18 protein-coding genes are annotated in these 20,404 nt (G+C 62.4%); 10 read left to right on the forward strand and 8 right to left on the reverse strand.

Translation table 11 applies throughout. From position 1 onward, the window contains the following. Window positions 1-9: 9 nt before the first annotated feature. Window positions 10-441 carry a MarR family winged helix-turn-helix transcriptional regulator gene (locus JX25_RS13730; RefSeq protein WP_338323046.1) on the reverse strand — a complete coding sequence of 144 codons (432 nt, stop codon included), beginning with the start codon at window positions 439-441 and terminating at the stop codon, window positions 10-12. Window positions 442-578: 137 nt separating this feature from the next. Between JX25_RS13730 and JX25_RS13735 the strand changes: the two genes are divergently transcribed. The 3 genes from JX25_RS13735 (at window position 579) to JX25_RS13745 (ending at window position 4,473) form a co-directional block, all read left to right on the forward strand. Then, a complete protein-coding gene (locus JX25_RS13735) occupies window positions 579-2,030 on the forward strand; it encodes an aldehyde dehydrogenase (protein WP_128255675.1) in 1,452 nt (483 codons plus the stop codon). 107 nt (window positions 2,031-2,137) lie between these two features. Further along, window positions 2,138-2,962: a p-hydroxycinnamoyl CoA hydratase/lyase gene (locus JX25_RS13740; RefSeq protein WP_128255676.1), complete on the forward strand. Its 825-nt coding sequence runs from the start codon at window positions 2,138-2,140 to the stop codon at window positions 2,960-2,962. A gap of 23 nt (window positions 2,963-2,985) precedes the next feature. Next, window positions 2,986-4,473 (forward strand): AMP-binding protein, encoded by a 1,488-nt coding sequence (locus JX25_RS13745; protein WP_128255677.1) that lies wholly within the window; start codon window positions 2,986-2,988, stop codon window positions 4,471-4,473. 34 nt (window positions 4,474-4,507) lie between these two features. Here JX25_RS13745 and JX25_RS13750 read toward each other — a convergent pair whose 3' ends face one another. The 4 genes from JX25_RS13750 to JX25_RS13765 all read right to left on the reverse strand — a co-directional run bounded on the left by JX25_RS13750 (window position 4,508) and on the right by JX25_RS13765 (window position 8,672). Beyond that, the gene (locus JX25_RS13750) at window positions 4,508-5,215 is read right to left on the reverse strand and encodes a FadR/GntR family transcriptional regulator (RefSeq protein WP_128255678.1); all 708 of its coding nucleotides are present in this window, start codon (window positions 5,213-5,215) and stop codon (window positions 4,508-4,510) included. After that, a complete protein-coding gene (locus JX25_RS13755) occupies window positions 5,212-6,177 on the reverse strand; it encodes a four-carbon acid sugar kinase family protein (protein ID WP_128255679.1) in 966 nt (321 codons plus the stop codon). Before JX25_RS13755 ends, JX25_RS13750 begins: the two co-directional genes overlap by 4 nt. Window positions 6,178-6,229: 52 nt before the next feature. Continuing rightward, window positions 6,230-7,111 carry a dihydrodipicolinate synthase family protein gene (locus JX25_RS13760; protein ID WP_128255680.1) on the reverse strand — a complete coding sequence of 294 codons (882 nt, stop codon included), beginning with the start codon at window positions 7,109-7,111 and terminating at the stop codon, window positions 6,230-6,232. 64 nt (window positions 7,112-7,175) lie between these two features. After that, window positions 7,176-8,672: an ABC transporter substrate-binding protein gene (locus JX25_RS13765; protein WP_128255681.1), complete on the reverse strand. Its 1,497-nt coding sequence runs from the start codon at window positions 8,670-8,672 to the stop codon at window positions 7,176-7,178. A gap of 249 nt (window positions 8,673-8,921) precedes the next feature. Here JX25_RS13765 and JX25_RS13770 point away from each other — a divergent pair, with 249 nt between their 5' ends. From JX25_RS13770 to nagB, 5 genes are all read left to right on the forward strand, one after another. After that, window positions 8,922-10,082 (forward strand): sialidase family protein, encoded by a 1,161-nt coding sequence (locus tag JX25_RS13770; protein WP_128255682.1) that lies wholly within the window; start codon window positions 8,922-8,924, stop codon window positions 10,080-10,082. After that, window positions 10,079-11,035: a 4-hydroxythreonine-4-phosphate dehydrogenase PdxA gene (pdxA, locus tag JX25_RS13775; RefSeq protein WP_128255683.1), complete on the forward strand. Its 957-nt coding sequence runs from the start codon at window positions 10,079-10,081 to the stop codon at window positions 11,033-11,035. The genes JX25_RS13770 and pdxA overlap by 4 nt, the downstream gene beginning before the upstream one ends. Continuing rightward, on the forward strand, window positions 11,032-12,126 hold the full coding sequence (locus tag JX25_RS13780) for an iron-containing alcohol dehydrogenase (RefSeq protein WP_128255684.1): 1,095 nt from the start codon (window positions 11,032-11,034) through the stop codon (window positions 12,124-12,126). The genes pdxA and JX25_RS13780 overlap by 4 nt, the downstream gene beginning before the upstream one ends. Before the next feature lie 325 nt (window positions 12,127-12,451). Further along, on the forward strand, window positions 12,452-13,189 hold the full coding sequence (locus JX25_RS13785) for an SDR family NAD(P)-dependent oxidoreductase (protein ID WP_206611612.1): 738 nt from the start codon (window positions 12,452-12,454) through the stop codon (window positions 13,187-13,189). Between the two features lie 176 nt (window positions 13,190-13,365). Then, window positions 13,366-14,133, forward strand: a complete 768-nt coding sequence (gene nagB / locus JX25_RS13790) for a glucosamine-6-phosphate deaminase (protein WP_128255686.1) — start codon at window positions 13,366-13,368, stop codon at window positions 14,131-14,133. Between the two features lie 114 nt (window positions 14,134-14,247). On the opposite strand, the gene JX25_RS13795 is transcribed toward nagB, so the two are convergent. After that, complete coding sequence (locus JX25_RS13795; protein ID WP_128255687.1) at window positions 14,248-15,645, reverse strand: L-serine ammonia-lyase; 1,398 nt, start codon at window positions 15,643-15,645, stop codon at window positions 14,248-14,250. 364 nt (window positions 15,646-16,009) lie between these two features. On the opposite strand from JX25_RS13795, the gene JX25_RS13800 reads away from it, so the two are divergent. Then, window positions 16,010-16,561 (forward strand): L,D-transpeptidase, encoded by a 552-nt coding sequence (locus JX25_RS13800; protein WP_241557983.1) that lies wholly within the window; start codon window positions 16,010-16,012, stop codon window positions 16,559-16,561. Between the two features lie 237 nt (window positions 16,562-16,798). After that, window positions 16,799-18,103 carry a CitMHS family transporter gene (locus tag JX25_RS13805; RefSeq protein WP_128255688.1) on the forward strand — a complete coding sequence of 435 codons (1,305 nt, stop codon included), beginning with the start codon at window positions 16,799-16,801 and terminating at the stop codon, window positions 18,101-18,103. A 615-nt stretch (window positions 18,104-18,718) separates the two neighbouring features. Here the strand turns inward: JX25_RS13805 and JX25_RS13810 are convergent. Further along, window positions 18,719-18,958: a hypothetical protein gene (locus tag JX25_RS13810; protein WP_128255689.1), complete on the reverse strand. Its 240-nt coding sequence runs from the start codon at window positions 18,956-18,958 to the stop codon at window positions 18,719-18,721. 449 nt (window positions 18,959-19,407) lie between these two features. Continuing rightward, entirely contained in the window at window positions 19,408-20,322 is a 915-nt protein-coding gene (locus tag JX25_RS13815; RefSeq protein ID WP_128255690.1) for a LysR family transcriptional regulator, read from the reverse strand. Window positions 20,323-20,404 lie beyond the last annotated feature (82 nt).

A 20,404-nucleotide genomic window follows, 5' to 3' on the forward strand; every position in this document is an offset into this window, starting at 1 on the left:
CGGGCCCCGTCAGTCTTCGTCATCCTCCGACCAGACCAGTTCAAGCAGGCGGCGAAGCTCGGCGCGTTCGTCTGCAGACAGGTTGCGCAGCATGCGATCTTCATGCAGCCGCAGCCGATCAAGCCAGTCACGTGCCGCCTCCTCGCCTTCCTTGGTGGCAAACAGCCTATGCACCCGCTGATCCTGCGGGTCTGCCTCGCGGATGAACAAGTTGCGGGCTTCCAGATCGGCAAGAAACTGCACGATGTTCGCCCGTTGCATCCCGAGGACCCTGCAGATTTGCGCAGACGTGATGCCCGGCGTTTCCACAATGCACAAAAGGACGCTCACTGTTATAGGGCGCGCGCCGGCTGGACGCAAAACGGCCACAGCGCCTGCCATGTCCTGCACCGAGGCCCTGCGCAGATGATAGCCCACCATGTTTCCAAGCGCTGCGTTCATTCCTCGATCTTCCACCAGTACGGCCTTTTCCACATCATGTTCCTGCCTTCAAATAATGCTATACATCATAGCCATTCTTTGCCTAGAGTTATCCCAAGCGTTGTGCCCGACTCGGGCAGCGGTTTGGGAGGACTGCCATGACCCTGATTAACCTGCGCATCGCGGGTGCGGAACGTGCTTCGGACACGCAGCGCACATTCCGCCGCATGAACCCAGTTACTGGTGAGCTGGCCAGCGAAGCCGCCGCTGCAAGCGTGGCGGATGCACGCGCCGCCGCAGATGCCGCAGCAGCTGCGTTCCCCGCCTGGGCGGCCCTTGGCCCGAACGCCCGCCGAGCGATCCTGCTGAAGGCCGCGGAAACGGTCGCCGCCAAAGGCGATGCCTTCGTTGCGGCCATGGCCTCTGAGATCGGTGCCACGGAAGGGTGGGCGCGATTCAATGTCATGCTCGCCTCCTCAATGCTGCGCGAGGCGGCGTCGCTGACCACGCAGGTTTCAGGCGAAGTAATCCCTTCGGACAAGCCGGGCTGCCTGTCGATGGGCATCCGGGAGCCTGCGGGTGTCTGCCTTGGCATCGCTCCCTGGAATGCGCCGGTGATCCTTGGTGTACGCGCGCTGGCCACGCCGCTGGCTTGCGGCAACGCCGTGGTTTTCAAGGCGTCCGAGGTTTGCCCCCGCACCCATGCCCTGATCGTGGAGGCGCTGGAAGAGGCTGGCCTTCCGCCCGGCCTTGTCAGCCTTGTTACCAATGCCCCCGAGGATGCGGGAGAGATCGTCGGCGCGCTGATCGACCATCCCGCCATTCGCCGCATCAACTTCACCGGCTCCACCCATGTGGGCCGCATCATCGCGGAAAGGGCGGGGCGGCAGCTGAAGCCCGTCCTGCTGGAGCTGGGAGGCAAGGCACCGCTGCTGGTCCTGAAAGACGCCGATCTTGATGAGGCGGTGAAGGCTGCCATCTTCGGTGCCTTCTTCAACCAGGGACAGATCTGCATGTCCACCGAACGCATCATCGTGGTGGAGGACGTGGCCGAGGAGTTCGTGCGCCGCTTCAATGCACGTGCCGCGGAGTTGAAGGCTGGCGATCCCGCGCAGGGAAAGGCACCGCTGGGCGCCGTGGTCGACGTTCAAACCGTCACCAAGGTGCAGTCCCTGATCGAGGATGCGCAGGCAAAGGGCGCAAGCGTGACCAGTGCCGGCGCGGCCGAGGGTGTGCTGATGCCCGCGCAGGTGGTGGACCGCGTGACCGCGGACATGCGCATCTATTCCGAGGAAAGCTTCGGCCCGGTTGTCGCGATCATCCGCGCCAAGGACGAGGCGGATGCCGTTCGGCTGGCAAATGACACGGAATACGGCCTTTCTGCCGCCGTCTTCACCCGCGATATCGGACGGGGCATTTCCGTGGCGCGGCAGATCCGTTCGGGCATTTGCCACGTCAATGGCCCAACCGTGCATGACGAGGCGCAGATGCCGTTCGGCGGCGTGGGTGCTTCCGGCTATGGCCGCTTCGGCGGGAAAGCTGGCATCGCGGAATTCACAGAGCTGCGTTGGATCACCGTGGAAACCCAGCCGGGCCACTTCCCGATCTGATGATCGCACGAAAATGACGATTGGATGCAGCGGACTCTGTCCGACTGCGCTGCATCTTCATGCCGGATCACGCCCTGACGTTCCGGCGAAAGCAAGGAGAAGTTCCCATGGCAAATGATACCGATACCGTCGCCTATGATGTCGCGGATGGCATTGCATGGCTGCGGTTCAACCGGCCTGACAAGCGCAACGCCATGTCGCCCACGCTGAACCGTGCAATGATGGAAGCGCTGGACGAGCTTGAATACCGCGATGATGTGGGCGTTCTGGTGCTGACTGGCGAAGGTTCTGCCTGGACTGCCGGGATGGACCTGAAAGAATATTTCCGAGAAACCCAGGCCGAAGGCCTGAAAGGCATTCGTCGGTCGCAACGCGAAAGCTATGGCTGGTGGCGCCGCCTGCGCTGGTACCAGAAGCCGACCATCGCGATGGTCAACGGCTGGTGCTTTGGTGGCGGATATGGCCCGCTTTTCGCCTGCGATCTGGCCTTCGCGGCGGATGAAGCGAAATTCGGCCTGTCCGAGATCAACTGGGGCATCCTGCCGGGAGGTGGAGCAACCAAGGTCGCAGTGGAGCTGATGCCGTTCCGCAAGGCGATGTATCACGCGATGTTGGGAGAGCCGATCGACGGCAAGACTGCTGCCGAATGGGGCCTTGTGAACGAAAGCGTGCCGCTGGCGCAGCTTCGCGCACGCGTGACGGAAGTTGCCAAGATCCTGCTGGAAAAGAACCCCGTCGCGCTGAAGGCGACAAAGGACGCTGTTCGCCGCGTCGCTCTCATGCCCTATGACGAGGCGGAGGATTACCTTGTTCGCGCGCAGGAAGCGGCAAATTCGTTCGACGGTGAGGGGCCGAAAGAGGGGATCCGCCAGTTCATCGACGAGAAAAGCTATAAGCCCGGTCTGGGCGCATACGACCGCAAGGCAGGCTGATACAGCCGAGGGAGGAGACGAACATGCGGGAATTCGCAAATCCCGATCCGGTGGCGCTTCATGCGCGCCTCCGGCCGGAGGCGCTTGCCTGTCTGGACCTGGCAACGGGGCGGCGCTGGACGTATGCGCAGCTTGACGCGGATGTTGAAAAAGCCGTCAGCGCGCTGAGGGCTGACGGGGTGCGGGCGGGGGACCGGGTTGCCCTGCTGGCACGGAATTCGGCCTGGACGGTGATCCTCCATCAGGCGCTGATCCGCATGGGCGGTATCTTCGTTCCGCTGAACTGGCGCCTGTCCCGCGCAGAGGTGGAGGTTCTTCTAGCCGACTGTACCCCGGTTCTTTTGTTCACGGACAAACCGGAACTGGCGGACGGGCGGGCGGTCAAGGATTTCAGCGCTGCGGTCGATGCCGCAGCGCCCGGGCCGCGCTGCTTGCCTTGCCCGCAGGATACGACGAACATGATCCTCTATACCTCCGGTACCTCCGGTACGCCGAAGGGTGCCAAGATCAGTTCGACGTTCCTGCTGGCCACAGCGGTAAACTTCAGCATTCTTGGCGAGGTGGATACCGACTGCGCCTTCTTGTGCGACACCCCGATGTTCCATGTGATCGGGGTGGTTACGCAGGTTTGGCCTGCATTGCTTCGGGGCGGGGCCGTCATCATCTCCAACGGATTTGACCCGGAAAAGACGAATGATCGGCTGGGCGATGCCGATCTTGGCATCACGCATTACTTCTGCGTTCCGCAGATGGCAGAAGGGCTGCGCCACGCGTCCAACTTCGCGCCGGAACACTGGACGAAACTGAAGGCGCTGTTTACCGGCGGCGCGCCCAATCCGGCAGCGCATATCCACTGGTGGCTGGACCGCGGTGTGCTGATGGTGGACGGATATGGCATGACCGAATGCGGGACCATTCTTGGCATGCCTGCCTCGGACCGGATCGTGCGTGCCAAGGCCGGCGCGGTGGGCTTGCCCGGCCCGCTGACGCAGGTGCGGCTGGTGGATGATGCCGGTGCCGATGTTCCTGCGGGCACGGAGGGGGAGGTTCTGGTTCACGGGCCGAACGTCATCTCCGGATATTGGAACCGGGAAAGCGATGCGCTGACAGAGGACGGCTGGATGCGCACCGGTGATATCGGCCGCGCCGATGCCGACGGCTATATCACCATCGTGGACCGGCGAAAGGACATGTTCATCTCGGGCGGTGAAAACGTTTATCCGGTGGAAATCGAATCTGCCATGATCCACCACCCCGCCATCCGCGAGGTTGCGGTCATTGGTCTTCCGGATCCGCGTTGGGGCGAAGTCGGCCACGCCTTCATCGTGCTTGCTCCAGGTGCGAGCGTGACCGATGAGGACCTTGCCGCCCATTGTGCGACACACCTTGCCCGCTACAAGATCCCCAAAAACTTTGTTGTTGTGGATACGCTTCCCCGTACCGCTTCGGGCAAGCTGATGAAGCATATCCTGAAGGCCGACGCCGCCCGCGCATTGCAACAGGCGTGCTGACGCTGCTGCGCATGGTTCAGGCCATGCGCAGACATCAGCCTGCTGTTGCGGGCAGGGGGCGACGCCGCTCGAACACACGCCCCTGCGAGGTACGCAGGTGCTGGTGCATCAGGTCACGGGCCATTTGCGCATCACGCTTCATGATGGCCTGATGGATTGCGCTGTGTTCGGCAAAGACGCGGGAAAGCCCGCTTTCATCACGCTTGACGGAAGCGCCGTGGAACCGCATGCCGGATGCGATATGATCTTTCAGTGCCTCCATCGAGGTGGCGAAATAAGGGTTCTCGGACGCGATCGCGATGGCGTAGTGGAACTGGAAATCCGCATCCTCGCGGTGCGACTGCCTGTTCGTTGCGTCGCGCATCAGGTCCAAAGCCGCGGTGATCGCCGCCAATGATGCATCGTCATGCCGCTCTGCCGCGAATGCGGCGGCTTGGGGTTCGATTGTGCTTCGGAAATCATAGCAGTTCAAAAGGTCGGCCACATTTTCCAGTTGCCCAAACCCGACGGGCTCCTTCAACCCGATGTTGCGCACGAAACTGCCCGCTCCGCGGCGGGAATATATCAGCCCCTGTTCGCGCAAACGCCGAAGTGCTTCGCGCACGATCGGGCGGGACACCTCGAATTCCAGCGAAAGTTCATGTTCCGTTGGAAGGCGTTCGTCCGCTTGGTAGGAGCCGGACTTGATGGCCCGCTGCATACGCTCGAACACGATCTCGGGAAGGTTCTTGCGTCCTGTCATGCGGCATCCGTAATCATGCGGGCCAGCGTGGCAAGTGTTTTGCTGTCACCAAAGCCACCCGATTTCGTAACGATGGTCATTCCGTTTGCCCGGGACACTGGCAGGCCGGGCATGCATTCACCCAGCAGGTCCAGAACTTCCATGCCAAGGGCGTGCAGCACAGCGCCAGCCGTGGCACCGCCCGTGATGAACAAGGTGTCCGTGTCGATATCACGCAGCCCATGGGCAAGATTGGCGGCCACCTGTTCCGGTGCGACCGATCGGCTGCCTGTGGTTGCCTGAACCACGGCCGGCGCGTGAACCGCAGACGGGACGACCCCGTTGGGGGCGGCCACTACGGGCCAGTCAAGCGCCGCCACCTGGGCCAGGGTGATCGGATCGCGCGATCCGATGACGAACACGCCTCTCGGCCCGTTCAGGGGCGCAGGTGCATTGTTCCGTCCTGTCATCTGTAGTGCCAGTGCTTCCGCAAGCCCTCGGGCGCCCACGGGAAGGGCGTTGCCCAGGGTTGCGACGGCAGCACGCATATCTTCGGTCGTGGCGATATCGGGCGTCAGGCACTTGATCCCTGCAATCTCAAGGGGGATCGGGTGATCCACGCCGAAACCGACCAGATGCCCATGGCGCGTGATGCGCCCGAAATCGGGAATCGCGGGGGCAAGAAGCGCGAGCGGGCGGCCGAAGGCAGAGACTTCCGCCGCTATGTTGCCCTTCATGCGCGAGTCGATCTTTTTCATCAGGCCGACATCCGGCGGCAGGCTTTCCAGCGCCCTTTTCACCGCATCATGCGCCGCCTTCGGTCCCACCTCGCGCGAGTTCGTGCTGATCGCGACAACTTCCGCATCAAGCGGAACATTGTGCGGGGAAAGGGCCACCCGCGTCTGCAGGCCCCGCCCGGCGAAGGGGGCAGCGGCATCAAGGGCACCCGTCAGGTCGTCAGCTATGATGGCAAAGCGAAGCATGTCCGGTTCATATCCCAAGGTTTTCGGCACCGGAAGGTTCGACGTTCCCGGATCAAAGAAGGTCGTATTTGTTCAGGATCTGGGTGATGCGGACATCCTGTTCAGGGTCGGGCAAAAGGGCGGGCTGCCGGCTGGCCCCGACCGAACGGTCCATCAGGTAAAGCGCGCGCTTTACCAGCGCCGGGGGATAGCCAAGGCCATAGAGGTCCTTGCGGAAGTTGCTGTAGATCTTTTGCTGGTGGGTTGCCTCTGCCTCGTTGCCATCGTTGAAGGCTGCGACAAGCCGTGCCAGCACATGCGGCATCACGTTGCCAAGGCCCGAGATGCATCCCGCCGCACCGTTTGCCAGCGACCAGTGAACCAGATTGTCCGGTCCCGAATAGACCGCGAAGCCGAGCTTTTCCTGCCCAATGGCCAGATAAGCCTCTAGCGTTTCCTGTGTGCCGCCGGAATCCTTGATGCCTGCGATGTTGCCGTGATCGGCCAGCGCCTTTGCCGTTGCAGGTTCGATGTGGTTCTGGGTGCGGGCCGGAATGTCGTAAAGGAAGATCGGCGTCGGCACGGCATCTGCAACGGCTGTGAAGTGGCGCACCAGTCCATCCTGCGTACAGGCGATGAAGAAGGGCGTGATAACCGCAATCCCGTCCACGCCGATCCGGTCGAACGCGCGCGCCAGCTTCACCGTCTCGAACGTGGCAGGCATGCCCGCATTGACGATGATCTTGACCCGGCCATCCACCTCCTCGGCGACTGCCTCAGTCAAGGCTACCTTCTCGTCGAAGGTGAGGGCGGTGAAGTCACCGTTCGTTCCTGCGCACATGATGTTGTTGCCCGCCTGAACCTGGCGGCGCACCTGCGCGCGGGTGGCGTCGAAGTTGATGGTTTCGTCCTCATTGAAGCAAGTAACGAGGGCAACGAAGGCTTCTTTCTTCATCAGGGTTCCTTCGGAAAAGGGGGCAGGGCCGGTGGATGGCCGGACCTGCACGCCGCTATGCGGCTTATTTGAAGCCGATCTGCGACAGCTGAAGCTGCGAGTTGGTGGCGATGGTCGGTTCGAAATCCAGCCGCTTTCCGACACGGGTAAACCCGACGGTGTGGAACAGCGGCACATCTGCGGCGATATCATCGTACAGATAGGCGATAAGCTCGGACCACAGGCGCGCACGCTCTTCGCCCACGGCGGCTTGGGCGGCGGCGATCATCTCGTCCACCTTCGGGTCGGCGGTGCCGGATTGACGTCCTTCGGAGTCATATTTGAAGAACATGGTGAAAACGGGGTCACCCTTGTCGTTGTCATGCATCGCCATCAGCATGTATGGGCCTGCATCCGTGGGGAATGGCTTGGAATAGTACTCCTCATGCGAGGCTACTTCCACGAATTGCAGGTCGATATTGAAACCGACGCCCGTCAGCATCTGCGCGATGGCTTCGCCCACCTCGGTCACGCCGGGGAAGTTTCCGTTGCGCAGGATCATCTTGATCGGAACATCAACGGGAACCCCGTCTGCCTTCGCTTCCTCAAGCAAGGCTGCGGCACCTTCGGGATCATAGGCGGTGGGCACCACATCAGGGTTCCAGCCGGTGGTCGTTGGCGGCACAAGCGCGGTGGCAAGTTCGGTGCCATCTGCCAGAACCGTGCCGATGAAGGCCTCGCGGTCGATGCCCATCTTCAGCGCCTTGCGCACGCGGACATCGTTCATCGGCGGAACCGAGTGATCAAGCCGAAGGTAGACGGTTTCCGAGTTCAGGTAGCTGAAATCCGTTTCCGGGTCGTTGGCATCATTTTGTGAAATGGACGGCGCAAGATCGGCCTCTCCGGTCGCGACCATGGCGGCGCGAACCGAAGGATCGCTGCGGAACAGGTAGGTTGCAGATGTGACAGCGGGTGTTTCGCCCCAGTATCCGTCGCGGCGCGTCAGCACGATCTGCTGCCCCGGCTTCCATTCCGTCAACTCGTACGGGCCGGTGCCGACAGGATTTCGGGTGAATTCGACAGGTGTTTCCTCGGGCACGATCGTGACAAGCGAAAGCAGCAGAGGAAGGATCGGCTGCACCGGATCCGCCGTGAAATCGATGGTGTGATCATCGACTACCGTCGCTTCGACAGTCATGCCGCCGAAATAGCGCGGCGTTTCGCAGCTGATCTCGCTGCTCATGGCGCGATCGAAGGAATGTTTCACATCGCGGGCATCGAATGTCGATCCGTCCGAGAAGTTGACATCTTCGCGCAGGTGGAAGCGCCATCCGTTATCGGTCTGCTCCCAGCTGGTGGCAAGGCGAGGGGTGATGCCTTTGCCGTCGCGGGTGTCGTACTCGGTCAGGGTTTCGCTGATGTTCTGAAGGATCACCCGCCCGATATTGGAGCGGGTCGCCATGCACGGCTCGATAAGGTCAAGCTCCTCGCTCAGCACGATCCGGATGTCCGTTTCGGCGGCGTGAACCGGTGTAAGACTGCTGGCCAGCAATAGGGCAGCCGCCGTCAATGTCTTTTTCATCTCATTCCCTCCCAGCAACTGATGAAAGCGGCCCTCCCCGGCCTGGGATCACGATGGGAAATCCGGCATCAGTTGTCAACATCATCGTGACTCAGGGTCGGTACCCAAGAAATAAGGATAGCTAAGCAACCGTTATGGCATGATAAAAGCGTTTAAAGGCTTCGGTTATCATAGAATAAATAACATAACGAACTTGACAACTATACGTCATGAACCGAACGTCAGGCTGTTGCCGGAACGGAGGATTCGATGACACCACAGCAGATAGAAGCCGCTATGGACGGTCGGATCAGGCCGGTTTCAGCGGCGCGGGCGGAAGGGTTCCTGCCCTCTCCGATGATCCAGAACCACGCCGCTTTCCTGACGTTTCTGCCGGATGGCGCTTTGCTTTGTGCATGGTTCGGCGGAACGCTGGAGGGCAAGTCCGACATCTCGATCCATGCCAGTGTCCTGCCCGCAGGTGCCGACCAGTGGGGTCCGGTTCGCAAGCTGTCCCATGATCCCGATCATTCGGAACAGAACCCCGTCATATTCCATGCGCCGGAAGGCGACCTTTGGCTGTTTCACACCTCTCAACCCTCCGGCAATCAGGACGAATGCCGGATCCGGATGACCCCTCTGACGCGGGACGCAGACGGGGTGGCGGCGGGGCAGGGGCGCTTTCTTGACCTGCCGCGCGGGTGTTTCGTGCGCGGTAACATGCAGATCCGCGACGGTGCCTGGGAACTGCCGATCTTCCGTTGCGTCCAGCGTCCGGGACAGAAGTGGACGGGCAGCCATGACGACGCAGCCATCGCAATCTCCACCGACCAAGGAAGAACCTGGCGGTTGGAGGTTCTGCCCCAATCCACCGGCAACGTGCATATGAGTCCCGTGGGTGATGTCGCGTTCTTCAGGCGGCGTCAGGCGGATCATGTCGCCCGAAGCGAATATGCGGATGCCGGCTGGACGGCCCCACAACCGACGGACCTTCCCAACAACAATTCTTCCATCGCGGCGACGCGGCTTGCGGATGGGCGCATCGCCCTGATCTGCAACCTTTCCTCCGCCGCCAGCAGCGACGACCGCCGCGCTTCGCTTTACGACGAGTTGGGGGAGGAGGATGGCCGCCCTGACGCCGATCCGGCCGGAGGCTGCGTGCCTGTCTGGGGCGTGCCGCGCGCGCCGGTTGCAGTGTGCCTGTCCGAAGATGAAGGGCGCACCTTCCCGACCCGCATCGTGATCGAGGACGGTCCAGGCACCTGCCTTTCGAACGATTCCACAGATGGGCGGAACAAGGAAATGTCCTATCCGTGGCTGGTGGAGGCGCCGGACGGGACGCTGCACATCGCCTATACCTATCATCGCCGCGCGATCAAACATGTCCGGCTTGCGCCGGGCTGGGCGGCCAGCACAACGAGGCAAGCATGAGCGATATCATCGGCATCACGATGGGCGACCCTGCTGGCGTCGGCCCCGAGATTTGCGTGAAGGCATTGCAGGAAATGTCCCCCGCCGACCGTGACCGTACGCTGATCTATGGCAACCGCGCCACGCTGAATGCGGCGCGGCAGGCCGTCGGTTGCGATGTGGATTTCGATGGCCGCGTCGTCGATCTTCCGGTGGAGGGTGCGCCCTTGCCTTGGGGCCGGCTTTCGCCCGTTGCAGGCGATGCTGCCTTTCGCTTCATCGAGCGTGCGGTCCGTGACGCAGAGGAAGGAAAGATCGGCTGCATCGTCACCGCCCCCATCAACAAGGAGGCGTTGAACCTTGCCGGCCACCACTATGACGGGCACACCGGCATGTTGCGGTCGCTGACGGGGGCGCAGGCGGCCTATATGCTGTTGGCCTCCGACCGGCTGAAGGTCATCCATGTTTCTACTCATGTTTCGCTGAACGAGGCGATCCGGCGCGCCACGATCGAACGGGTTCTGGCCACCATCCGCGCTGGTCACGCGCATCTGAAGCGCATCGGCATTGCTGCACCGCGCATCGCAGTGGCAGGCATCAACCCCCATTGCGGAGAGAACGGGCTGTTCGGCACCGAGGACGACGACCAGATCGCCCCGGCCGTCAAAGCTGCCCGCGCCGAAGGTATCGACGCCCATGGGCCGATCTCGGCAGACACCGTGTTTCACCGCGCCTATTCCGGTGCCTTCGATCTGGTGGTCGCTCAATATCACGATCAGGGTCACATCCCGATCAAGCTGGTGGCGTTCGACACGGCCGTCAATGTCTCGGTCGAATTGCCGATCGACCGCACCTCGGTTGACCATGGTACCGCCTTCGATATCGCGGGCAAGGGCATCGCGAACCACGGGAACATGAACGAAGCCATCGCCTATGCACGCAAACTGGTGGCAGGCAAAAGGGTTGCAGCATGAGGAACATCACGATCCACCTTCCCAAGCGGCTGGAGATCGGGGCAGGCGCAGCGGCGAAAGCCGGTGCCCTGTTCGATGCGGCGCGGCCCTTCGTTCTCGCGACCCCTCACACCGCGGCCTTTGTTGATCGGCTTGGCCTGAAAGGTGCCGTCACTGTCTTCAGTGACATCCCCGGAGAGCCGGACACGGCGTGCTTTGCCACAGCCCTTGCCGCCGCGCGTCAGGCTGCACCCGATCTGGTGATCGGATTGGGGGGCGGGTCCGTGATGGATGTGGCAAAACTGGTTGCCGCCTTGTGGGATGGCAGCCAGACGCTGGCCGATGTGGCAGGGCCGAACAAGGTTCAAAAGCGGCGCACACCGCTGGTGCAGGTGGCCACGACTGCCGGCACCGGGTCCGAGGCCGGCATCCGCGCGCTGATCACCGATCCGGGTGCCGGGGCCAAGATCGCAGTCGAAAGCCCGCACCTGATTGCAGACCTTGCGGTGCTGGATCCAGAGCTGACCTTCAGCGTGCCCGCTGCCATTACCGCAGCAACAGGCGTCGATGCTATGGCCCATTGCGTGGAGGCGTTCACCAATCGCCACGCGCACCCGGTCATTGACGGCTTTGCGCGGATGGGAATCGATCTGGTGGGAAGGTATCTGGCCCGTGCCGTGGCCGACGGGACCGACACGGAGGCGAGGGAGGGAATGATGCTTGCCTCGTTCTATGGCGGCATCTGCCTTGGGCCGGTGAATACGGCAGCGGGGCATGCACTTGCCTATCCGCTTGGAACGCTGCTGCATCTGCCGCATGGCTTGGCCAATGCCATCATCTTTCCGCACGTTCTTGCCTTCAACGAACCTGCCGTGCCGGAAAAAACCGCTGAAGTGGCGCGGGCGCTTGGTCTTTCAGGATCACTGCTGCCCGCGGCACATGGCTTTTGCTGTGACCTGGGGCTGGAGATGCGTCTGTCCGCCCATGGCGCGACGGAGGATCAACTGCCCGGTTTCGCGAGGGACGCGCATGCAATCCGCCGCCTGATGGACAACAACCCCCGCGACATGAACGTGGAGCAGATCACGGAGATATATCGGGCAGCATTCTGACACGGGTGCAACGCGGGTACGCGGCTTTGCCTGGCTGACGGTTACGTGGGTGGCTGGCGGAGGTAGGTTCAGCAAGTCCGCCCCTGCGGGCAGCGCGCTGACTGCAAAGCGCTGACGCTTTATTATCCGCCCGATCAGGCGCTTCCGCCACGCGTTGCCACCTTCCCCAGGTTCTTCGAGCAGCAGGTCCCCGCATGAGGCGTCTTGTGACGCGCCATCCCCGAGGGTCCATCCGTCCCCGCTTTTGAAGATTTGCGTTGCGGCAGGCTGGGGTGGTCATATCTTGTTGGCAATCCGGCTGGAAACGCCGGTGCGTGACAGGAGATTGCACGTGACGAAATATTGCCTTCTGACCGGCGCAAGCCGCGGGATCGGCCACGCCACCGTGAAGGTGCTTCAAAAGGAAGGATGGCGGGTTCTGACAGTTTCGCGTCAGCCTTTCTCGGATGAATGCCGGTGGCCCGGGGCGCGGGAAAGCCATATTCAGGCGGACTTGTCGGACCTTGCCGCCATTCCGGCCCTTGCTGCAGATGTCCGGTCGCGACTGGCGGAGGGAGAGCTTGCGGCGCTTGTGAATAATGCCGGCATCTCGCCCAAGGCAGAGGATGGAGGCCGTCTTGGCGTGGCAGGCACCGAACCGGAGACCTGGGCGCAGGTGCTGAACGTCAACCTTGTGTCCATCGCGCTTCTGGTGCGCGAACTGCTACCCGAGCTGACGAAGGCCCGAGCATCCATCGTCAACGTGACATCGATTGCCGGTTCGCGGGTGCATCCGTTCGCGGGTGTCGCCTATGCGGCCTCCAAGGCGGGTCTGGCAGCGCTGACGCGTGAACTGGCGCATGAGTTCGGCCCGCTCGGCATCCGGTCCAACGCGATTTCGCCGGGAGAGATCGCCACGTCCATCCTGTCGCCGGGAACGGACGGGCTGGTACAGCGCGAGGTGCCGTTGCAACGCCTCGGCACCACCGAGGAGGTTGCGCGAACGATCCACTTCCTGTGCACTGACGCATCATCCTATATTAACGGTGCGGAAATCCACATCAACGGCGGCCAGCATGTCTGATGCTTCTGCCTGATCGCTGAGGCCCCAATCACTCTTCAGCCTGAAAGGACAATCATGCCAGTTCTGCGCCGTCTTTCCAATGCCGACACGACACGCAACAGGCAGTCCGCGGATAATACGGGTGGAAATGCGGGACCGCTCCAAGTGCAGCCCCTGATGCCGTTGCGGAACGCCGCATGAAGATCCTGATACATCCGGATGCAGGGGCGGCGACTGAATGTGCTGCGGGACTGATCGCGGCCCGGCTTGCGCGGGATCGCCGCACGGTTCTGGGTCTTGCGACAGGCGGTACGATGGAGGACCTCTATCGCCGCCTGATCCGCCGCCACCATGCCGGCGAGTGCAGTTTTGCGGAAGCGACCAGCTTCAACCTTGACGAATATGTGGGCTTATCGCCGACGCACCCGTGTTCTTATTGGCATTACATGCGGCATCATCTTTTCGATCACGTCGATCTGCCTGCAGGCCAAGCCCATCTGCCGCGAGGGAACGGGCCCGACCCGCAAGCCGAGGCAGATCGCTACGAGAACGCAATTGCGGCGGCGGGCGATATCGGCCTGCAGCTTCTTGGTCTGGGGCCGAACGGCCATATCGGTTTCAACGAACCCGGTTCCAGCCTTTCCTCACTGACGCGCGTCAAGACGCTGGCACGCGCAACTATTGAAGCCAACAGCCGGTATTTCGACCGCCCCGAGGATGTGCCGCGCCGGGCCATCACCATGGGCATCGGCACGATACTGCGTGCGCAGGAGGTTGTGCTTCTGGCAGTCGGTCCCCGAAAGGCCGAGGTGGCCGCCCGGATGATCGAGGGCCCCGTCACCGCCTTTTGCCCCGCGTCGGTCCTTCAGTTTCACCGCAACTGCACTGTCGTTCTCGACGCCGAGGCGGCTTCGGAACTTGCCTTGCGATCGTATTACGAGGACATTCACCCGTCCGGCAGCTGATCCATCATCGCTACGCGCGAAGATGATTGATCCCGTGCACGGCGGTGGCTGCGACAGTGGTTTCCGTTGTTGAAGGGAACGGGCGTCGCATTAGCGCCACCTTGCAAGAGGCAGTCAGCACTCTGGCAGGTTGACGGCGATCCCGCCCCGCGAGGTTTCCTTGTACTTCACGCTCATGTCTCGTCCGGTTTCCAGCATCACGCGGATGCAGTTGTCCAGCGGCATGAAATGGTCCCCGCTTCCGCGCAGGGCAAGGCTGGCAGCGGAAACCGCCTTGATGGCGCCAAGAGCATTGCGTTCGATGCAGGGCACCTGAACAAGGCCTGCTGCCGGATCGCAGGTCATGCCCAGATGATGTTCCAGCGCAATCTCGGCAGCATTCTCCACCTGTTCGTTGGTGCCGCCAAGCACCGCGCAAAGGCCGGCCGCCGCCATGGCCGCGGCCGAACCCACCTCTCCCTGACAGCCAACCTCGGCCCCCGAGATGGAGGCGTTGTGCTTGATCAGGCCACCGATCGCAGCGGCCACCAGAAGATAATCACGCAAACGCTCGCGTTTGGCCCCCATGCAGTGATCCAGATAGTAACGCCCGACTGCCGGTACCACGCCCGCCGCGCCGTTGGTGGGGGAGGTGACGACACGCCCGCCAGCTGCGTTTTCTTCGTTCACAGCCATGGCGTAAACGCTCATCCAGTCGTTGATCTGGTGCGGATGGCCCATGTTGCGGCCACGTTCTGCCATCAGCTTGTCATGGATGCCCTTGGCGCGGCGCTTCACCTTCAAGCCGCCGGGAAGTATGCCTTCCTGCGTCAGGCCGCGGGCGATGCAGCTGTCCATCGCATCCCAGATCCGGTCAAGGCCGGCGTTCGGGTTGCCGCCACTTGCATCCTCGTTCGCGCGCTTCATCTCGGCGATGGTCTTGCCGGAGGCACGGCCCATGGCCAGCATCTCTGCCGCCGTGGTGAAGGGGAAGGGATGAACCGGCAAAGGGCCGGTGCCGGGTTTGGGCGTTGTCGTCCCCTCAAGCTCCGCCGCGGTTTGCACGAAGCCCCCGCCGATGGAGTAATAGGTCTGCTGGTGATAAAGATTGCCCGCCTGATCGAACGCCTTCAGCACCAGCCCGTTTGGATGCCCCGGCAGGGACGGGCCGTAATCGAAGACAAGGTCGGTTCTGGGGTCGAACCGCAACTCCCCCAGCCCTTCGGGCCGGACGCGGCCGGTGGCCTGAACCTCTGCCTCCAGCGCCTCTGCCTGATCCGGGTCCATCGTGTCGGGGCGCAGACCGATCAGGCCAAGAACCACCGCCCGATCCGTCGCGTGCCCTTTGCCGGTGAACGCCAGTGAGCCGTGAAGGCTTGCCCCAAGCGCACAAAGACGTCCGGCGCCGGGTATCTTTTCGGCCCCGCCGCGCAGATCATCAAGAAATCGCGCGGCAGCCACCATTGGCCCGATTGTATGCGACGAGGACGGCCCGATGCCGATCTTGAAGATGTCAAAGACGGAAAGGAACATATTGCACGCCGCAGATTTGATGAGGAACGGCGCGGCGGGTTCGCTGCGCATCTGGATACCAGTTGTGCATTTTCCACGGCAGCGTCAACCGCTGCGCCATCCTGAGGGCCGCCCGAAAGAGATGCCTTCTGTCCTTTCAGGGTGTATTGAGGTCTGCCGATCGAAGCTAGGCAGTCTGCGAACGGGCGGGACCTGCCCGGGATAACCTCCGTCTCCACGCGTGTGGCTCCGGTGAGACCTCGGCTGACGCTGTTGCCTGGGATCGAATGACGCACCCGCTTCCAACCGTCTTGCGCCTTACGAGCACAAACGCCATCTTAAGGTCCGCTCAAGCTTGCACGAGATGAAACCACAAGGCAAATCCATGACCTTTACACGCCGCACCCTTCTTCTGGGCGCGCTTGCCGCGCCGGCTCTGATCTCTACACCTTTGCGGGCGCAAGTTATGTCCACGCGCAGCAACGTATCCAGTTTTCAGATGCAGGACTGGCGCGACCATTTCGATGGTCTTGGCAAGGGCGCGATACTTGCTGATCTCACCTCGCGTGCGCTGCATTTCTGGGGCGCGGACGGCCAGACCTATCGTCTTTATCCCAGTTCCATTCCGATGACCGAAGAGCTGACACGCCGCGGCTATACCGAGATCGTCCGCAAGAGCGATGCACCGGACTGGCGCCCGACCGCCGACATGTTGCGCCGGGATCCCACGCTGCCAAAATACGTCCCGCCGGGTCCGGAATGCCCGCTGGGCACGCGCGCGATGTACCTGTCGTGGCCCGCATACATCATCCACGGCACGCATGACACGCGGAAGATCGGTCGTCCCTCCTCTTCGGGATGCGTCGGTCTTTACAACGAGCATGTGGAGGAACTTTACGAGCTGGCGCCGATCGGCACGCAGGTGCGTCTCCTCTGACAATCGATAATAGCCGGGGATGCTCTGCCGGGCTTCCCGGCAGGCACCCCGTGACGGTCAGGTGACCAAGCATGCTGCTGGCGGGTACGTCTGCGGCAGGAAAACGCGGCCAATGCCCGGTCACGCCGTCACCCCAGGACCATGTTACTCGCGCAGTAATTATCCCCTGCCAAATGGTTGGAACCGCCGATCAATTACGGTATGCGATCGAATACCAACCGGGAGGGGAGGAAGCACATGCTGGCATTCATTGGGCTGGTTACAATCGTTCTGGTCGTGGGATTCCTTCTTATCGGGAAGATGTCTCCGATCGTGGCACTGACATTAGTGCCGATCATCAGCGCTTTGGTGGCAGGGTTCGGTCCCGACGCACTGGCGGAATTCTTCAATGCGGGCCTTGGGCGGGTCATGCAAATCGCGACAATGTTCATTTTCGCGATCACCTTCTTCGGGGTGCTTCAGGATACCGGCCTGTTCCGCCCAATCATCAACGGGCTGATCCGCATGACGCGCGGACATGTCGTTGCCGTCACCGCCGGAACGGCGTTGGTGGGGGTGCTGGCACATCTGGACGGGGCAGGGGCGACAACCTTCCTGCTGACCGTTCCGGCGCTGCTGCCACTTTATCTGCGCCTTGGGATGAGCCGCTACCTCATGCTGATGATGCTGGCGATCGGGGCCGGCATCGCGAACATGCTGCCTTGGGCCGGCCCGCTTGGCCGTGCTGCCGCCGTGACAGGCATCGACGTTTCCGAACTGTGGCAGCCGCTGATCCCCATTCAGGTTCTGGGTGTTGTCCTGCTTCTGGTTCTGGCGGTATGCCTTGGGATCCGCGAACAACGCCGCGTCGGCGCTGAGGGCCCGAGCGGGGTCGAGGCAGGGCATGATCTGGGGGGTGTTGCGGCCAGTGCCGAAGAGGCCGCGCTGGAGCGTCACCGGCTTCTTCCCGTCAACGCCGTGTTGTTTCTGGCCGTGCTTGCATCGCTTGTCACCGGCATCCTGCCGCCCGCACTGATCTTCATGATCGGCCTGTCGCTGGTTCTTCTGGTCAACTATCCGCGGGTGGAAGACCAGATGCAGCGCATCCGGGCACATGCGCCCTCGGCGCTGTTGATGGGTGCGATCATCCTGTCGGCCGGCACCTTCCTTGGCATCATGGACGGCACCGGCATGCTTCGCGCAATGGCAGTGGCGATGGTTTCGGTCCTGCCTGAGGCTGCGATCGGCAACCTGCACCTGATCGTCGGTGCTGTTGGCATGCCGCTGGAGCTTGTGCTGAGCACGGATGCCTTCTATTTCGGCATGCTGCCGATCGTACTGGAGGTCGTTCAGCCGACGGGCGTTCCCGCGGACGAAATCGTGCACGCGATGGTAATCGGCAACATCATCGGCACCTTCGCCAGCCCATTCTCGCCCGCGCTTTGGCTTGCCCTTGGACTGGCACGCGCCGATATCGGCACACACCTGCGCTATTCCTTCTTCTGGATGTGGGGGTTCTCACTTGTCGTCTTCGGCGCGGCCATGCTGATGGGCCTGTTCTGAGGCGAACCAATCTTTGATTGACAGGCCTCGGCAGGTGTTCTCAAGCCGAGGCCTTTTTCATGTTGTTCAGGCCGCGCTGGAAGCTTCCGGGGCCGAGGTCCACATCCCATCGCGCTCATGAATCCTCATCGACCCAGTCCTCGAGCCGATCCGGGGACCGTCTGTTCGCACGCGCGCAACGCCTTAGATGAAACCGGACATGACCATCCCCCGCAGCCATGTCTACGTTACCACAGCATCGAGTTTCCATACAGCCTCGGCCCAAAGTGACGGTGTCGCCGTTCCGCCGATCGCAGCGGCTTTGCGCTTTGCGGCCGTCGCGGCGCCAGAACTCCAACCGTCATTGCGGCGGCCGGGCGGGGTGTAGATCGTGGCCTGCTCGTCTACGCGGATCGGTTTTGGCTGCGTCTTCTGTAGCTCCATGACATGCGCCAGGGCCGGCTCAAACGCTTGTTTGCAGTGATCGCCGCGTGGGTCACAAGCTTCTGGTCCTTGTCGAAGATCCTGTAGGGCAGGGAGACCCCTTCCAGTGCAGCTCGCTCCGGCTATCCGCGAAGGAGAACGTCTCTACATATTTGCCCGCTTCAACTTGAGCCAGATCGCCGTCCCGAGGGATCAGGCGCTTACGCTCATAGCAGATGACGAGCTGAGCGCTGACGGCGAGGTCGTCCCGTAGGCAGGATGTTCCGTCATGCGGAACGCGGGCACAGGCAGCGGGCGGTGCAGATTGTCGGATCGGGCGAACGTCCGCGCGAAGCGGGCGTGGTGGTCGGCCATGAAGCCGGACAGGAAGGCGTCGCCGGCCTCAACCTCGGCGTGCTGAAGTTCGTGTACGCTCATCACAACAAGTCCCATCTACTTCCACCTCTGCGAAATCCACGAGAGGCGACACTTTAACTCTGCCAGATGGCGAAATGTCTACTTTGCGCTTAAAAGTCGGATAACCATAATTATGTGATTGTGGAGGTGCTGCGGGGCGGGTGTAGCTTAGCGTCAGGATGGATGTGCCGGCCACCGCGGTTCAGGGCATCCTCCCCGCCCCCTTGTTCAAAACCGGTCGGTTTTGAACAAGGGGGCAATCTAGCGATCGCATCGATGATTTCGGTAGAAGGCGGCCAAAACGTCATAAGCCATCTTCTTCTGCCCGGTCTCGGACAGAAGCCCCTTTCGGTTCCATCGGTTCTGGTCCACGGGATGCTCCCGCCTCGGCGACTGTGACAAGCTTCACCGCAATGCGAGGCTTGCATCATCAGCGCGACTACCCAAGTCTGGCCATTTCCGTCCCGCAACCCAGAACCTCGCAGTCACAGCCCCGGCAGCACGGCGTGAAGATCGGCCTCCATGCTGTCGATAAGCCAACCACAGATCTCGGGGATAGGGCTTTGTTGGCCCCGCGCGCGGGGTGAGATCAGCGAATGCCATCGCCCCGTCCGCACGTGCGCGATCGAGGCGGGCACAAGCGCGCCCCGGCGCAGCGCCCCCGCCACCACGCTGACCCACCCGAGCGCGACCCCCTCGCCATTCCCTGCGGCCTGAAGCGCTACGGAGTAATCAGACAGGCGGTGGCACGTTCCCGTATCGTCCAGGCGCCGCCTGTGTCCGAGGATCGTCGCCCAATGCCCGGCATGTTCATCATCAAGGTTCAGGAACGCGTGACCTGCCCCATCCGCCAACGGCCCGTGTTCGGCCAGATAGGCGGGGCTGCAGACGGGCAGGATGACCTCCGGCGCGAAAGGTCGGATGTGATAGCGGGGGTCGCCATCGGCCACGATGCGCGTGGCGATGTCCGTATCGGGAGAAGGGTCGGCCAACATCCCCTGCGCCAGATCCAGCCGCAGCTCCACGTCGGGGAAGGCCAGCTTGAAGTCGCGCAAGCACGGGATCAGCCAGTGCGTCGCGAACGAGCTTGAGAACGACAGGTTGACCCGCTTCCGCGCCGCCCGCCCCTGCACGGCGGCAATGGCACGGGTGATGCCGTCGATGCCGCCCTGGACAGCCCGGAAGATTTCCTCGCCCTCGGGGGTCAGGGTCGTGCCGGTGGGACCGCGCAGGAAAAGCCGGATGTGCAGCGCCGCCTCCAGCTGCGCGACGCTGCGGCTGACCGAGGGCTGCGTGACGTTGAATTCACGCGCGGCGGCGGAAAAGCTTCCTGTCCGTGCGGCCGCCTCGAAGATGAACAATGCGCGGGCCGAAGGCACCAGCTTGGCAATGGGGGTCATGCCCACAGCGTATACCGGTCGTAAGATTTATCAAGCTTCCGCGCGTGTCACGGCAGGCCCATTCTGGGCCAATGCCCGCGCA

The organism is Falsirhodobacter deserti (genome assembly GCF_004015795.1).
Classification (GTDB): Bacteria; Pseudomonadota; Alphaproteobacteria; order Rhodobacterales; family Rhodobacteraceae; genus Falsirhodobacter; species Falsirhodobacter deserti.